Below are 15,291 nucleotides of genomic sequence, written 5' to 3' on the forward strand. Positions count from 1 at the left end.
CAGTTTGTGTTGTTTCTGAGAATTTCCTGATGGCGCTGTTAATTACCAAAAAATGCATCAATTGCGATATGTGCGAACCCGAATGCCCGAACCAGGCGATTTCGATGGGCGACAGCATTTACGAGATTAACAGCGACCGCTGCACGGAATGCATCGGCCACTATGAAACGCCGACCTGCCAGAAGGTGTGCCCGATCCCCAACACTATCCTGAAGGATCCGGCACACGTCGAGAGCGAAGAACAGCTGTGGGATAAATTTGTCCTGCTGCATCACGCGGACAAAATTTAGCTTTCGATAATCACCGTCGCGCTGGCATAGTGGCGTTCATCCGCGATCGTCACGTGCATGTGATTCACCCCCAGCTTTTCCGCCAGCTTTTGCGCTTCTCCCCATAACCGCAGGCGCGGTTTGCCCAGCTCATCGTTAAATACTTCGAACTGGTTAAACGCCAGGCCGTTACGAATGCCGGTCCCGAAGGCTTTGGCCGCAGCCTCTTTTACCGCAAAGCGCTTTGCCAGAAAACGCACCGGCTGCTGGTGCGCTTCCCAGATGGCCCATTCGTTATCGCTCAGCACGCGTCTTGCGAGGCGATCGCCGCTCCGGGCGATCACCGCTTCTATGCGGGCTATTTCGACGATATCGGTGCCTAAGCCCAGAATGGCCATTACTGACGCGCTTCCAGCATCAGGCGTTTCATCTCAGAAACCGCCTCTTTCAGGCCGCTCATCACCGCGCGGCCAATAATGGCGTGGCCGATGTTCAGCTCGTGCATTTCAGGCAGGGCGGCAATGGCCTTCACGTTATGGTAGGTCAGGCCGTGACCGGCGTTAACCTTCAGTCCCAGGCTTGCGGCGTAGGTGGCCGCTTTGGCGATACGCTCCAGCTCTTTGGCCTGCTCGGCATCGTTTTTGGCATCGGCATAGCAGCCGGTGTGGATTTCGATATACGGCGCGCCCACGTCGGCCGCCGCTTTAATCTGGGCGAAATCGGCGTCGATAAACAGAGAAACCAGGATACCGGCATCCGCCAGGCGTTTACAGGCATCGCGCATTTTGTCCTGCTGCCCCGCCACGTCCAGCCCGCCTTCGGTGGTCACTTCCTGGCGTTTTTCCGGCACCAGACAGCAGAAGTGCGGTTTGGTCTCGCAGGCAATCGCCAGCATCTCTTCGGTGACCGCCATCTCCAGATTCATGCGGGTGTCCAGCGTCTGGCGAAGAATGCGCACGTCGCGGTCGGTAATGTGGCGGCGGTCTTCACGCAGGTGCACGGTAATACCGTCGGCGCCAGCCTGTTCAGCGATAAACGCCGCCTGAACCGGATCGGGATACGCCGTGCCGCGCGCATTACGCAGCGTGGCGATGTGGTCGATGTTGACGCCTAACAGTAATTCAGCCATGACAATCCTCGGTTTTCTTTTCGATTCTGTGGTCTAACGTTTCGGCATAAACTGCCTGAATAATTCGCGGCTCTTTAAGGGCTTGCCGCCAAGATACGGCTTGAGGGCAATCCGGGTAAAGCGTTTTGCTGCGCGCAGGGTATCCCGATCGGGAAACTCACGCTCATATAGCGCCCGCAACTGGCGCCCGGTAAAGGTACTGTTGTCTATCACGACGCTGGCGATAAATCCTTTTTCTTCCCGATAGCGGTAGGTCATCTCGTCTTCAACCTCGTCTCCGCTTCCCGCGCAGTGCAGAAAATCAACCCCGTAACCCAGGTGCCCCAGCAGCGCCAGTTCAAAACGACGCAGGGCGGGCTCGGGCGTGCCGGTCGCACCAGCCAGGGCCTGGATACAGTGCAGATAATCAAAGAAAAGTTCAGAGAAGCGAGTCTCATGTTCAAGAACCCGTGAGATAAGTTCGTTGACGTACAGACCGCTGTACAGGGTGATACCAGAAAGAGGAAGCGCCAGGGAGACGGCTTCGGCACTGCGCAGGGTTTTGACTTCCCCTCGCCCACCAAAGCGGACCAGCAGCGGCGTGAAGGGCTGTAGAGCACCCTTCAGGTTAGAACGTTTGGAACGTGCGCCTTTCGCAACAAGGCGCACGCGACCGGACTCTTCCGTGAAGACGTCCAGCATCAGGCTGGTTTCGCTCCAGGGACGACTATGCAGAACGAAGGCGCGCTGCCAACCTTCCATATACTCGCCGTCTTTGTTTACTGGTCTTCGCCGTAACCGAGGCTGCGCAGAGCACGCTCATCATCGGCCCAGCCAGATTTCACCTTCACCCACAGCTCCAGGTGAACCGGTGCTTCGAACATCTCCTGCATGTCTTTGCGAGCTTCGATACCGATGGTTTTGATCTTGGCGCCTTTGTTGCCGATCACCATCTTCTTCTGCCCTTCACGCTCAACGAGGATCAGGCCGTTGATGTCGTAGCCACCGCGCTCGTTGCTCTGGAAACGCTCGATCTCCACCGTCACAGAGTACGGCAGTTCAGCGCCCAGGAAACGCATCAGCTTTTCACGGATGATTTCAGACGCCATAAAGCGCTGAGAGCGATCGGTGATGTAGTCTTCCGGGAAGTGGTGAATCGCTTCCGGCAGATGCTTGCGCACGATGCCCGCGATGGTATCCACGTTCAGGCCAGTCTCAGCAGACAGCGGGACGATATCCAGGAAGTTCATCTGGCTGCCCAGCCACTGCAGGTGAGGCAGCAGGTCAGCTTTTTCCTGCACGTTGTCAACTTTGTTGACCGCGAGGATGACCGGCGTTTTACCGTCACGCAGCTTGTTCAGCACCATCTCATCGTCCGGCGTCCAGCGGGTGCCTTCCACAACGAAAATCACCAGCTCTACGTCGCCGATGGAGCTGCTCGCCGCCTTGTTCATCAGGCGGTTGATGGCACGTTTCTCTTCCATGTGCAGGCCCGGGGTATCGACGTAGATCGCCTGATACGCGCCTTCAGTATGGATGCCGACGATGCGGTGACGCGTGGTCTGCGCCTTACGCGAGGTGATAGAAATCTTCTGCCCGAGCAGATTATTCAGCAGGGTGGATTTACCAACGTTCGGACGTCCGACGATGGCAATAAATCCGCAATAGGTTTTGTCGATGCTCATTCCAGCTCCAGCATTTTTAACGCCTGTTCGGCGGCAGCCTGTTCAGCCTTACGGCGACTTGAACCTGTGCCCACCACCGGTTCACTCAGGCCACTGACCTGGCAATGGATGGTAAATTCCTGATCGTGCGCTTCGCCACGGACCTGCACCACCAGATAGGATGGCAGCGGCAGATGACGACCCTGCAGATATTCCTGCAGGCGCGTTTTCGGATCTTTTTGTTTATCGCCCGGGCTGATTTCGTCCAGACGGGTCTGATACCAGTTAAGGATCAGCTTTTCTACGGTCTGGATATCGCTGTCCAGGAACACGCCACCAATTAATGCTTCGACCGTATCGGCAAGAATAGATTCACGACGGAAGCCGCCGCTTTTCAGTTCACCCGGCCCAAGACGCAGACATTCGCCCAGTTCAAATTCGCGCGCGATTTCCGCAAGGGTATTACCCCGAACCAGCGTGGCACGCATGCGGCTCATATCACCTTCGTCCACGCGCGGGAAACGATGATAAAGCGCATTCGCAATCACGAAACTTAAAATAGAGTCACCCAGAAACTCGAGACGCTCATTATGTTTGCTGCTGGCACTGCGGTGGGTTAATGCCTGTTGCAACAACTCCTGATGATGAAAAGTGTAGCCCAGCTTCCGTTGAAGCCGATTAATTACGATGGGGTTCATGCGATACCAATAAATGAATGCGTCAAAAATGCAGCACACGAAACCGACCTGAGAAAACCAACGCGGTTTCGTGTGCCGTGGCACCCTTGCAGGGCCAACCTTAAACTTCGGGGGAATATTCTATACACAACGACAGGGGATGTCGTTAGTTCAAAGAGATTTATCGAGGAAATAATTCACGTAGCCGCGAAATAACGCGGCTACGTGTTCTTTTCCTGAGAATTAATGGATTCCGCCAATACGATTCAGGCGTACGCCGGTCGGCCATTCGCCTTCCTGCTTCTCAAAACTCATCCAGATCGCAGTTGCTTTACCCACCAGATTCGCTTCCGGCACAAAGCCCCAGTAACGGCTGTCCGCGGAGTTATCGCGGTTATCACCCATCATGAAGTAGTGTCCCGGCGGTACGATCCAGCTGGCCAGCTGCTGACCCGGCTGTTTGTAATACATCCCCACCTGATCCTGCGCGATTGGCACGGTCAGAATACGGTGCGTCACGTCACCCAGCGTCTCTTTACGCTCGACCAGGCGGATACCGTTCTCTTTGGTTTCGCCTTTCGGCACCTGGAAGAACCCGCTGGTCGCCTCACCGCCGTTACGACGGGCAAAGGTCTGCACAAAATCACTTGGCTCGACGTTGGAGTAGGTGATTGGCAGCGCGTTTTCACAGGCGGTACCGGAGCTGCAGCCCGGCTGAACGGTGACTTCCTTCGCAACCGGATCGTAGGTCACCTTATCACCCGGCAGGCCTACCGCACGCTTGATGTAGTCCAGACGCGGATCTTCCGGATATTTAAACACCACAATGTCGCCACGTTTTGGATGACCGGTTTCAATCAACGTTTTCTGGTAGATAGGATCTTTAATGCCGTAGGCAAATTTCTCCACCAGAATAAAATCACCAATCAGCAGCGTTGGCATCATTGAACCTGATGGGATCTGGAACGGCTCGTAAATAAACGAACGTACCACCAGCACAATCGCCAGCACCGGGAATACCGACGCGCCCGTTTCCAGCCAACCCGGTTTCGGGCCAACTTTCTTGAGGGTTTTCGCATCCAGCTGGTCGCCAGTGGCCGCCTGCGCGGCAGCCTGACGTTCACGGCGTTTTGGGGCGAAGATAAACTTATCCAGACACCACAGCAGACCTGTCACCAGCGTAGCGATGACCAGGATCAGGGCAAACATGTTCGCCATGCCAACTCCTTAAAGGTTATTTGCCGTCTTTACCAACATGAAGAATGGCAAGGAATGCTTCCTGCGGCAGCTCAACGTTACCGACCTGCTTCATACGCTTCTTACCCTCTTTCTGCTTCTGCAGCAGCTTTTTCTTACGGCTGACGTCACCGCCGTAGCACTTCGCCAGAACGTTTTTACGCAGCTGTTTCACTGTAGAACGCGCGATGATGTGGTTGCCAATTGCTGCCTGAATCGCAATGTCGAACTGCTGACGCGGGATTAAATCTTTCATCTTCTCAACCAGCTCGCGGCCACGGTACGGCGCATTGTCGTTGTGGGTGATCAGCGCCAGCGCGTCCACACGCTCGCCGTTGATCAGCACGTCTACGCGGACCATGTTGGAGGCCTGGAAACGTTTGAAGTTGTAATCCAGTGACGCATAGCCACGGGAGGTAGACTTCAGACGGTCGAAGAAGTCGAGTACCACTTCCGCCATCGGGATTTCATAGGTCAGCGCCACCTGGTTACCGTGATAAACCATGTTGGTCTGCACGCCACGCTTCTCAATACAGAGCGTGATAACGTTGCCCAGGAACTCCTGCGGCAGCAGCATGTGACACTCTGCGATAGGCTCGCGCAGCTCGTGAATATTGTTCAGCGGCGGCAGCTTAGACGGGCTGTCGACGTAGATCACTTCTTTCGAGGTGGTTTCCACTTCGTAGACTACGGTCGGTGCGGTAGTGATCAGATCCAGATCGTATTCACGCTCCAGACGTTCCTGAATGATCTCCATGTGCAGCAGGCCGAGGAAGCCGCAGCGGAAGCCGAAGCCCAGCGCCGTTGAGCTTTCTGGCTCGTAGAACAGGGAGGCATCGTTCAGGCTCAGTTTACCAAGCGCATCACGGAAGTTTTCGTAGTCGTCAGAGCTGACCGGGAACAGGCCCGCGTAAACCTGCGGTTTCACCTTTTTAAAGCCTGGCAGCGCTTTATCTGCCGGGTTACGGGCACCGGTCAGGGTATCGCCCACTGGCGCGCCGAGGATGTCTTTAATAGCGCAGACCAGCCAACCTACCTCGCCGCATTTAAGTTCGGTACGGTCAACCTGTTTTGGCGTAAAGATACCCAGACGGTCTGCGTTGTAGACCTGCCCGGTACTCATGACCTTGATTTTGTCGCCTTTACGCATGGTGCCATTTTTAATACGCACCAGTGAAACAACGCCCAGGTAGTTATCGAACCAGGAGTCGATGATCAGCGCCTGCAGCGGACCATCCGGGTCACCTTCAGGTGCCGGAATATCACGTACCAGGCGTTCCAGTACGTCGGTCACGCCCACACCGGTTTTGGCAGAGCAGCGGACGGCGTCGGTCGCATCAATACCGACAATGTCTTCAATCTCTTCCGCGACGCGCTCAGGATCGGCGGCCGGCAGGTCGATCTTATTCAGAACCGGCACAACCTCGAGATCCATCTCCATCGCGGTATAGCAGTTTGCCAGGGTCTGGGCTTCAACGCCCTGCCCGGCATCGACAACCAGCAGCGCGCCTTCACAGGCCGCCAGCGAGCGTGATACTTCATAGGAGAAGTCAACGTGGCCTGGGGTGTCGATAAAGTTCAGTTGATAGGTTTCACCATCAGCCGCTTTGTAATCCAGCGTAACGCTTTGCGCCTTAATGGTGATACCGCGTTCGCGTTCCAGGTCCATGGAGTCCAGAACCTGGGCTTCCATTTCACGATCAGACAGGCCACCGCAAATCTGGATAATACGGTCAGACAGCGTCGACTTACCGTGGTCAATGTGAGCAATGATCGAAAAGTTACGTATGTTCTTCATATAGTTAAATAATTATGCCTTACGAATTCCTGGAGGCCGCTGTTCTTAGCCTGACGTTTTTCAGTGCGAAAACGCAGCATTCTACACTACATCCTCGCTACCTGGAAATGCACTTAGAGACAGGTATAGCGTGAAGAGAGGGCGTTTTCTGTATTAGGTCGTAAAAAATGATAAAGCCCGATGGATCACCGGGCCTCAGAAGAGAGCGTCTCAACACGAAGCTGGTCTGGCGCAAGCCCGACGCTGAGAATGACAGGCTGCCACTCTTCGCGCGCGGCGAGCTTCGGCGAGAGACCTTTGGCAAGCCAAAATCCTCCCACGCCCCCCAGCGCGGCACCGCACATGGCGGCCACGTCGGTACCAAACAGCATCTGAAAAAGGCCGCCCATGACAAACAGCCCCACCAGCGGAGAGAGATAGACCAGCATCGCGGAACTGAGCAGGCTACCTTCCGCAATCCCCAGTTCCACCTTCTGACCCGCCACCAGCGGCTGTTCGCTCGGCACGGAAATCGTATGCGATGTCTGTGGCCCTAACTTATTCAGCACGCGGCTGCCACAACCGGCTCGGGATGCACAGCTATTGCATGAGGCTTTAACATCACAGCTGACCAGCGCAATACCATTCTGCCATGAGACGACGGTAGCCCACTCTTTAATCATTGTGCGGCCCTGAATTTAATGCTGTCTGAAATGCGCTTCGCCGTCTGCGGAGGTAATTCCCCCACAATCGTGATCTCTGCGTTATCGCGTACCGTTGTGCTGACCGTACGACGCCCGGTACGAAGCATTTGTTCAGCGCTATTTGCCGTTGCGCGGTTGATGTTCACCGAGAAGCTGAACAAGCCATCGGAATAGAGGCGTGATTCAACTGGCGTATCAATAGTGGGCAACTGACGGCGGCTGCTGGACACTTCGCTAAAGCCTTGCGGGATCCATGAAGGAACCCAGTTGAAATTAGCGGAGTCCCCTGCCGGAACAGAAAGCAGCGGCGGCAGGCTGGCCTTCGCCAGATTCTGCATGCTGTTGCCAACCTGATTGTTCACGCTGAAGGAGATGACGCGGAACTGTTCAAGCGTCTCACCGTCGCGGTCGAGCAGATCCACACGCATCGGCAGCTTGGTTTCCGCATCAATCCAGACGATATAGCTGTAGCGCGTGCCATCGCGCGCAACCACGCGAATCACTTCACACAGTCTGTCTGCAATACGGGTACGCCCTACCGAAATAAAATCATAGTAAGGGGCAAGCCGTTTGAAGTCGGTATAGATAAGCGACGGCAGAGAATCAACGATATAGTCGCCATTCAGCGTGAAAGGCTCCAGACCGGGTTCGAAATAGCTGATTTCGTTGCCACGCTGGACAACTTCCCGACGTGGACCATCCATCTGTAAAAGCTGGGCGAGCGGCTGGTTATCAAGACGGGCATGGCGATAGCGTAACGACTCGACGCCCTGCTTGTTGATGCTGATAAATGCCAACTCGTAATTGAGTGACTGGCTGGCCAGATTCATTTGCTGCAACAACGCCCCGGATGAAACATCAGCCGAGGCGTTAGCAGAGAAGAACAGGCTACCCGCCATCAGAGACATGGCGAACCAAAGTTGCTTCATTACTGCGATTGCGTTCCTAAAGTTTGGTTTCCGGGCACCTGCACAGCAGCTTGCTGAGTTTGGGCCTGCTCAAACTGAAGCTGTTCAGAGTGCAGACGACGCTGCAACTCGTAATCCTGCAACATCGCATTAATGCGACGGCGCTGCTCCTGCACCTGCTGTTGCTGACCGCCGCTGGCGGAGGCATCAGCCGGTACGCCCAGACTTACCGGGCTGGCTTTGCCCATCATCGGCAGTGTGTTGAACACTGGCGCTTCTGGCTGCTGATTAGTTTCAGACTGAGTATTATAGTGCTGGACGCCAACGATAACTGCAAGCGATACGCATGCAGCCACCCCCATTTGGGTGAGCTGGCTGGCCCATGGACGCACCTTTTGCCAGAACGGCATTTTCTGCCACTGGTGAGGCGCAGGTTGAGCTTCAGGAATCAGCGGAGTGGTCTGATGAACAGGCTCATTCTCGATGGCCGCCATCACGCGGGCTGAGATATCGAAATGGAGAACCTCTCCGGTATCACCGCGCAGCGTGTCACGGATGAGATGGTAACTCTCCCAGGTCTCTTGCATTTCGGGAGAATGAGACAGCTCGTTGAGCAGCTCACTATCCAGCGTCTCACCATCCATTAAAGCGGAAAGTTTTTCTTTCTGCATGCCTAATACCTTTTCCAGTATCCCGCTATCGTCAACGCCTGATAAGCGGTTGAACTTTATTATCAATAGCTTCTCGCGCACGGAAAATTCGTGAACGCACCGTGCCGACCGGGCAATCCATGATAGCGGCTATCTCTTCATAGCTCAGACCATCAAGCTCCCGTAACGTAATTGCCATGCGTAAATCTTCCGGGAGCGACTCGATCGTGCGAAAAACAATTTGTCTCAGTTCTTCTGACAACATTAAGTTCTCAGGGTTCGAAATTTCTTTCAGCGCACCGCCACTTTCGAAGTTTTCGGCGTCGATAGCGTCTACATCACTGGACGGCGGACGACGGCCCTGAGCAACCAGATAATTCTTTGCCGTATTGACAGCAATACGGTATAGCCAGGTATAAAAAGCACTATCTCCCCGGAACGAATCCAGCGCGCGATAGGCCTTAATAAAAGACTCTTGCACCACGTCAGGTACATCACCTGACGGTACATAGCGGGACACCAGACTCGCCACCTTATGCTGGTAGCGCACCACCAGTAAGTTAAAGGCTTTCTGATCTCCCTTCTGGACCCGTTCAACCAGGACCTGGTCCGTTAACTGCTCGCTCATCCGAGGTAATGTCTCCCCAAACCTAAATTCCACGCGTTATCGAAACGCCACTCTACAACTACCGCACTTTGAGCAAGCACCAGCTTAGAGTGTCTGATCTTCAATAAGTTCCGTAACGCCTTTGTTTTTGTTCATCGCGCCGCAGACCGTTCATTTTCTCTCATTATAAGTCTGTTCACGATACGCACCACTTTCTGACAAGAAACATCTTTTTCCCGCCAGAAGAGTAACGCAACACGGGCTTTATTTCACCACAAAATCTGACGCTAACGATCTGCTTCGCAAAATAATTTCATTCATTTACCTCTCGTTTACCCCTGCTTACGCGTTTAGCAATTGCAACACCCACTAAAAAAAACGTGCGATATCTCGCATTCAGGTGCTATTCTGCCCAATCACTGTTTAGTACATTAAACAAAAAATCATGAACACAACACCTGAACTTCATTGTGATGTACTGATCATCGGCAGCGGTGCTGCCGGTCTTTCTCTGGCGCTTCGTCTGGCCGAGCATCAGAACGTTATTGTCCTGAGCAAAGGTCCGATAAGTGAAGGCTCAACATTTTATGCCCAGGGCGGTATTGCCGCGGTGTTTGACGAGACCGACAGCATTGCGTCGCATGTGGAAGATACGCTGATTGCCGGAGCCGGGATCGTGGATGCGCACGCCGCAGAGTTTGTCGCAAGCAATGCCCGCCATTGCGTTCAGTGGCTCATCGATCAGGGCGTATTATTTGATACCCAGGTTCAGCCTAACGGTGAAGAGAGCTACCACCTGACCCGTGAAGGCGGCCACAGCCACCGCCGCATCCTGCACGCCGCGGATGCTACCGGAAAAGAAGTGGAAACCACGCTGGTCAGCAAAGCGCTGAACCATCCTAATATCCGGGTCCTTGAGCGGAGCAACGCCGTTGATCTGATCATTTCCGACAAGATTGGCTTGCCCGGCACGCGTCGCGTGGTGGGGGCGTGGGTCTGGAACCGTAATAAAGAGAAGGTGGAAACCTGTCAGGCAAAGGCCGTCGTGCTGGCTACAGGTGGCGCCTCCAAGGTGTACCAGTACACCACGAACCCGGATATCGCTTCCGGGGACGGTATCGCCATGGCCTGGCGCGCCGGCTGCCGCGTGGCAAACCTCGAATTTAATCAGTTTCATCCCACCGCCCTGTTCCATCCTCAGGCGCGCAACTTCCTGCTGACGGAAGCCCTGCGTGGCGAAGGCGCTTATTTGAAACGCCCTGATGGCTCCCGCTTTATGCCCGACTTCGACGCCCGGGGTGAGCTGGCCCCGCGCGATATCGTCGCGCGCGCCATCGACCATGAAATGAAGCGTCTTGGCGTGGACTGCATGTATCTTGATATCAGCCATAAGCCAGCAGAGTTCATTCGCCAGCATTTTCCGATGATTTACGAAAAACTGCTGAGCCTGGGGATTGATTTGACCCGCGATCCAGTGCCCATTGTGCCTGCGGCACACTATACCTGCGGTGGCGTCATGGTTGACGATCATGGACGCACTGACGTAGACGGACTGTATGCTATTGGTGAGGTCAGCTATACCGGACTTCACGGCGCGAACCGTATGGCCTCTAACTCGTTGCTTGAATGTCTGGTGTACGGCTGGTCAGCAGCGGAAGACATCACCAGGCGAATGCCTTACGCCCGCGAGACAGAGCAGTTGCCTGCCTGGGATGAAAGCCGCGTGGATAACCCGGACGAGCGGGTCGTGATCCAGCACAACTGGCACGAGCTACGGCTATTTATGTGGGACTACGTTGGGATTGTGCGCACCACGAAACGTCTGGAACGGGCGTTGCGCCGCATTACGATGCTGCAACAGGAAATTGATGAATATTATGCCCATTTCCGCGTTTCCAATAATCTGCTGGAGCTGCGCAATCTGGTGCAGGTTGCCGAGCTTATTGTTCGTTGCGCGATGATGCGTAAAGAGAGCCGCGGGCTGCACTACACCCTCGACTACCCGGATCAGCTTCCTGAGTCCGGCCCGTCGATACTCGCCCCGCAGGTTTACATAAACAGATAAAACGCCTGGGTCAGAGCCGTGTAATCTTCGGAATAACGCTGGTCTGGCCCACGGATCACCATTCGGTCATTAAAGCATTCACCCTCTTTTGGCGAGAGCGCCAGCAGCACGCGGTGCGGCAACCGGCCTTCCGTATCAGAGATGTCAGTTCGCAGACGTAACGTCCAGCCGATCTCCTGCGCGATACCAATGAACGTGTTGCCGGTACTCTCGGGCAGGACCACACAGAAAAAACCTTCTTCGGAGATGAGTTCTGCCGCACTGGTGAGCAGCGCTTTATGATCGAGGGAGCCGGTATAACGCGCCTGTTCACGCTCGGGTGTCCCGCACTCAACGCCGGGCTCGTAGTAGGGAGGGTTGCTGACAATCAGATCGTAACGCGCGGTTTGTTCAGGCGCCCAGGCGAGCACATCTGCGCATTCCACTTTCATTCGGGCTGCCCAGGGAGATTCGGCCATATTGTCACTCGCCTGCTCTGCGGCCTGCGCATCCAGTTCGACGGCATCAATGGTGACATGTTCTTCCGTACGCTGCGCAAGCATCAACGCCACCAGCCCGCTGCCGGTACCGATATCAAGAATACGCTTAACGCCTGCGACAGGTGCCCATGCTCCCAGTAAAATGCCGTCTGTACCGACTTTCATGGCACAGCGATCGTGGGCGACAAAAAATTGTTTAAACGTAAAACCATCGCGGCGCAGCTGCGCTTTGAGTTGAGACATGTCAGGACAACCTTCTAAGTGAAACTGGAGTAGCATAGGGGAAAGCGAAGTGGCCGCAAAGCGATATCCATACAAACAGATGAAGATTACAGCCGTAACGTCTATAATCAGCGCCCCACACAGAGGTAGAACATGACTGTAACGACTTTTTCCGAACTTGAACTCGATGAAAGCCTGCTCAATGCACTTGAGAGCAAAGGCTTTACACGCCCGACCGCCATTCAGGCAGCGGCCATTCCGCCTGCGCTTGAGGGCCGCGATGTGCTCGGTTCTGCGCCAACCGGCACGGGGAAGACAGCAGCCTATTTGCTGCCTGTGTTGCAGCACCTGCTCGACTTTCCACGTAAAAAATCTGGCCCGCCGCGTATTTTGATCCTGACGCCTACGCGCGAACTGGCTATGCAGGTTGCCGATCACGCGCGTGAACTCGCGGCGAATACACGTCTGGATATTGCCACTATCACCGGCGGCGTTGCGTATATGAACCACGCTGAAGTGTTCAGCGAAAACCAGGACATCGTCGTCGCGACGACGGGCCGCCTGCTGCAGTACATTAAAGAAGAGAACTTCGACTGCCGCGCGGTAGAGACGCTGATCCTCGACGAAGCCGACCGCATGCTGGACATGGGCTTTGCGCAGGATATCGAGCATATTGCAGGTGAAACGCGCTGGCGTAACCAGACGATGCTGTTCTCTGCCACCCTTGAAGGGGATGCGATCAAGGACTTCGCAGAGCGTCTGCTGGAAGATCCGGTGGAAGTCTCTGCGACGCCGTCCACGCGAGAGCGTAAGAAGATCCACCAGTGGTATTACCGTGCGGACAATCTTGAGCACAAGGTTGAGCTGCTCAAGCACCTGCTTAAGCAGGAAGACGCCACCCGCACCATCGTGTTTGTGCGTAAGCGCGAGCGCGTGCACGAGCTGGCTGAAATGCTGCGTAACGCCGGGATCAACAACTGCTATCTTGAAGGTGAGATGGCGCAGATCAAGCGTACCGAAGGTATTAAGCGTCTGACCGATGGCCGCGTTAACGTGCTGGTCGCAACAGACGTTGCCGCACGCGGGATCGACATCCCTGACGTAAGCCATGTCATTAACTTCGATATGCCGCGTAGCGGAGATACCTATCTGCACCGCATTGGCCGTACCGGTCGCGCGGGCCGCAAAGGGATTGCGATTTCACTGGTTGAAGCGCATGACCACCTGCTGCTGCAGAAAATTGGCCGCTATGTTGACGAGCCGCTGAAAGCGCGCGTTATTGATGGATTGCGCCCAACTACACGTGCGCCGAGTGAAAAAATGACGGGTAAACCGTCCAAGAAAGCGCTGGCGAAACGTGCTGAGAGAAAAGAGAAAGAAAAAGAGAAGCCGCGCGTGAAGCAACGCCACCGCGATACCAAAAACATTGGTAAGCGCCGTAAGCCAAGCTCTGCTGCGCCAGAGACCAAAACTGAAGAGTAAAAAAAGCCGGGGCATTTCCCGGCTTTTTTATTCCACCCCCGTGGCTGAAACCTTACAGGCTTTCAGTAAAGGTACGGGCGATAACGTCGCGCTGCTGTTCTGGAGTCAGTGAGTTAAAACGAACCGCATAGCCAGACACACGGATAGTCAGCTGCGGGTATTTCTCTGGGTGCTCAACGGCATCCATCAGCGTTTCGCGGCGCAGCACGTTAACGTTCAGGTGCTGACCCCCTTCAACGCGCACTTCCGGCTGCACTTCCATTGGGATTTCACGGTATTCGATTTCGCCCAGTTTGTTCACCGGTACGATTTCATCTTCAGCAAAACCCGCTTTCGCTACTACACAGCGCGCTTCATTTTTCTCGCTGTCCAGCAGCCAGAAAGAGTTGAGCAGATCGTCATTTGCCGCTTTGGTAATCTGGATACCTGTAATCATGTGTTGCCTCCCTTAGGCTACATTAACTGATGCTGGCCTTACGCGGCCAATTGGTAAAACCATTGTTTCTTGTGTGTATATATATCATTCACACCCCGGTGATTTATTGATTTAAATCAACAAAAACACCAACCACATAAAGAGTGTGGTTTGAATTTATTGTTTAAGATCAATTTCACACCCCTGCCAATTAAACTTAACCTGCATCATTTCAAAATAAATTTAATTGCTTAGCACGCATTTCAGCGCGTAATTTTGCTCACCGGAGTTAAACAGGTAAGCTAGTCACAGATTGAGATTCGCAGGAGAGCGACATGACGACACCTTTAACCTGGCATGACGTGCTGGCAGAAGAAAAGCAGCAGCCTTATTTTATCAACACGCTCAGCACCGTTGCCGCTGAGCGTCAGTCCGGGCAGACGATTTATCCGCCGCAAAAAGATGTGTTCAACGCGTTTCGCTATACCGAGCTGAGCGATGTGAAAGTGGTCATACTGGGCCAGGATCCCTATCACGGCCCTGGGCAGGCGCACGGGCTGGCGTTTTCCGTTCGTCCGGGCGTGGCTATCCCCCCTTCTCTGCTCAACATGTATAAAGAGCTTGAGGGAACCGTGCCCGGGTTTACCCGCCCTAACCACGGTTATCTGGAAAGCTGGGCGCGCCAGGGCGTGCTGTTACTGAACACGGTGCTCACCGTAAGGGCGGGTCAGGCGCATTCGCACGCCAGCCTTGGGTGGGAAACCTTTACCGATAAAGTCATCAGCCTTATCAACGAGCATCGTGAAGGGGTCGTGTTTTTACTCTGGGGATCGCATGCACAGAAGAAAGGTGCGATTATCGACCGTCAGCGCCATCACGTGTTGAAGGCACCGCATCCGTCACCGCTGTCTGCGCATCGCGGCTTCTTTGGCAGTAATCATTTTGTTCTGGCAAATGAATGGCTGGAAAAACGTGGCGAAACGCCAATTGACTGGATGCCTGTGTTACCGGCAGAGAGCGAGTAGGGT

At 54.5% G+C, this 15,291-nt stretch carries 18 protein-coding genes; 4 read left to right on the forward strand and 14 right to left on the reverse strand.

Going from position 1 to position 15,291, the window contains the following annotated elements; genetic code table 11:
* The first annotated feature begins 29 nt into the window (after positions 1 to 29).
* Positions 30 to 290: a YfhL family 4Fe-4S dicluster ferredoxin gene (locus V1603_RS21195; RefSeq protein ID WP_163330598.1), complete on the forward strand. Its 261-nt coding sequence runs from the start codon at positions 30 to 32 to the stop codon at positions 288 to 290.
* Here V1603_RS21195 and acpS read toward each other — a convergent pair.
* From acpS to rseD, 12 genes are all read right to left on the reverse strand, one after another.
* Complete coding sequence (gene acpS, locus V1603_RS21200; RefSeq protein ID WP_028014094.1) at positions 287 to 667, reverse strand: holo-ACP synthase; 381 nt, start codon at positions 665 to 667, stop codon at positions 287 to 289. The two genes, V1603_RS21195 and acpS, sit on opposite strands and share 4 nt — an antisense overlap.
* Positions 667 to 1,398, reverse strand: a complete 732-nt coding sequence (gene pdxJ, locus V1603_RS21205; RefSeq protein WP_116343315.1) for a pyridoxine 5'-phosphate synthase — start codon at positions 1,396 to 1,398, stop codon at positions 667 to 669. The genes acpS and pdxJ overlap by 1 nt, the downstream gene beginning before the upstream one ends.
* A gap of 33 nt (positions 1,399 to 1,431) precedes the next feature.
* Positions 1,432 to 2,139: a DNA repair protein RecO gene (gene recO / locus V1603_RS21210; protein ID WP_116343316.1), complete on the reverse strand. Its 708-nt coding sequence runs from the start codon at positions 2,137 to 2,139 to the stop codon at positions 1,432 to 1,434.
* Between the two features lie 17 nt (positions 2,140 to 2,156).
* Positions 2,157 to 3,062: a GTPase Era gene (era, locus tag V1603_RS21215; RefSeq protein ID WP_025757643.1), complete on the reverse strand. Its 906-nt coding sequence runs from the start codon at positions 3,060 to 3,062 to the stop codon at positions 2,157 to 2,159.
* Positions 3,059 to 3,739: a ribonuclease III gene (gene rnc, locus V1603_RS21220; RefSeq protein WP_003860711.1), complete on the reverse strand. Its 681-nt coding sequence runs from the start codon at positions 3,737 to 3,739 to the stop codon at positions 3,059 to 3,061. The genes era and rnc overlap by 4 nt, the downstream gene beginning before the upstream one ends.
* A 222-nt stretch (positions 3,740 to 3,961) precedes the next feature.
* Positions 3,962 to 4,936: a signal peptidase I gene (gene lepB, locus V1603_RS21225; protein WP_116343320.1), complete on the reverse strand. Its 975-nt coding sequence runs from the start codon at positions 4,934 to 4,936 to the stop codon at positions 3,962 to 3,964.
* Between the two features lie 16 nt (positions 4,937 to 4,952).
* Positions 4,953 to 6,752 (reverse strand): translation elongation factor 4, encoded by a 1,800-nt coding sequence (lepA, locus tag V1603_RS21230; protein WP_014884847.1) that lies wholly within the window; start codon positions 6,750 to 6,752, stop codon positions 4,953 to 4,955.
* Between the two features lie 185 nt (positions 6,753 to 6,937).
* Entirely contained in the window at positions 6,938 to 7,414 is a 477-nt protein-coding gene (gene rseC, locus V1603_RS21235; protein WP_116343322.1) for a SoxR-reducing system protein RseC, read from the reverse strand.
* Complete coding sequence (gene rseB, locus V1603_RS21240; RefSeq protein WP_041908666.1) at positions 7,411 to 8,364, reverse strand: sigma-E factor regulatory protein RseB; 954 nt, start codon at positions 8,362 to 8,364, stop codon at positions 7,411 to 7,413. The genes rseC and rseB overlap by 4 nt, the downstream gene beginning before the upstream one ends.
* On the reverse strand, positions 8,364 to 9,014 hold the full coding sequence (rseA, locus tag V1603_RS21245) for an anti-sigma-E factor RseA (RefSeq protein ID WP_014832926.1): 651 nt from the start codon (positions 9,012 to 9,014) through the stop codon (positions 8,364 to 8,366). Before rseA ends, rseB begins: the two co-directional genes overlap by 1 nt.
* A 31-nt stretch (positions 9,015 to 9,045) precedes the next feature.
* Complete coding sequence (gene rpoE / locus V1603_RS21250) at positions 9,046 to 9,621, reverse strand: RNA polymerase sigma factor RpoE (protein WP_006176728.1); 576 nt, start codon at positions 9,619 to 9,621, stop codon at positions 9,046 to 9,048.
* Positions 9,618 to 9,701: a rpoE leader peptide RseD gene (gene rseD, locus V1603_RS21255; protein WP_233002681.1), complete on the reverse strand. Its 84-nt coding sequence runs from the start codon at positions 9,699 to 9,701 to the stop codon at positions 9,618 to 9,620. Before rseD ends, rpoE begins: the two co-directional genes overlap by 4 nt.
* A 344-nt stretch (positions 9,702 to 10,045) precedes the next feature.
* On the opposite strand from rseD, the gene nadB reads away from it, so the two are divergent.
* On the forward strand, positions 10,046 to 11,665 hold the full coding sequence (gene nadB, locus V1603_RS21260; protein ID WP_116343324.1) for an L-aspartate oxidase: 1,620 nt from the start codon (positions 10,046 to 10,048) through the stop codon (positions 11,663 to 11,665).
* Here nadB and V1603_RS21265 read toward each other — a convergent pair.
* Positions 11,650 to 12,387 (reverse strand): tRNA1(Val) (adenine(37)-N6)-methyltransferase, encoded by a 738-nt coding sequence (locus tag V1603_RS21265; RefSeq protein WP_023344703.1) that lies wholly within the window; start codon positions 12,385 to 12,387, stop codon positions 11,650 to 11,652. The two genes, nadB and V1603_RS21265, sit on opposite strands and share 16 nt — an antisense overlap.
* A gap of 132 nt (positions 12,388 to 12,519) precedes the next feature.
* Here V1603_RS21265 and srmB point away from each other — a divergent pair, with 132 nt between their 5' ends.
* Entirely contained in the window at positions 12,520 to 13,848 is a 1,329-nt protein-coding gene (srmB, locus tag V1603_RS21270) for an ATP-dependent RNA helicase SrmB (protein WP_395313234.1), read from the forward strand.
* A 52-nt stretch (positions 13,849 to 13,900) separates the two neighbouring features.
* Here the strand turns inward: srmB and grcA are convergent, their stop codons facing one another.
* Positions 13,901 to 14,284, reverse strand: a complete 384-nt coding sequence (grcA, locus tag V1603_RS21275; RefSeq protein ID WP_006176733.1) for an autonomous glycyl radical cofactor GrcA — start codon at positions 14,282 to 14,284, stop codon at positions 13,901 to 13,903.
* A 314-nt stretch (positions 14,285 to 14,598) separates the two neighbouring features.
* Between grcA and ung the strand changes: the two genes are divergently transcribed.
* Positions 14,599 to 15,288 carry a uracil-DNA glycosylase gene (ung, locus tag V1603_RS21280; RefSeq protein WP_023333064.1) on the forward strand — a complete coding sequence of 230 codons (690 nt, stop codon included), beginning with the start codon at positions 14,599 to 14,601 and terminating at the stop codon, positions 15,286 to 15,288.
* Positions 15,289 to 15,291: the final 3 nt, after the last annotated feature.

The sequence above is a fragment of the Enterobacter sp. ECC-219 genome, from assembly GCF_043966805.1.
In the GTDB taxonomy this organism is placed as follows: Bacteria; Pseudomonadota; Gammaproteobacteria; order Enterobacterales; family Enterobacteriaceae; genus Enterobacter; species Enterobacter cloacae_N.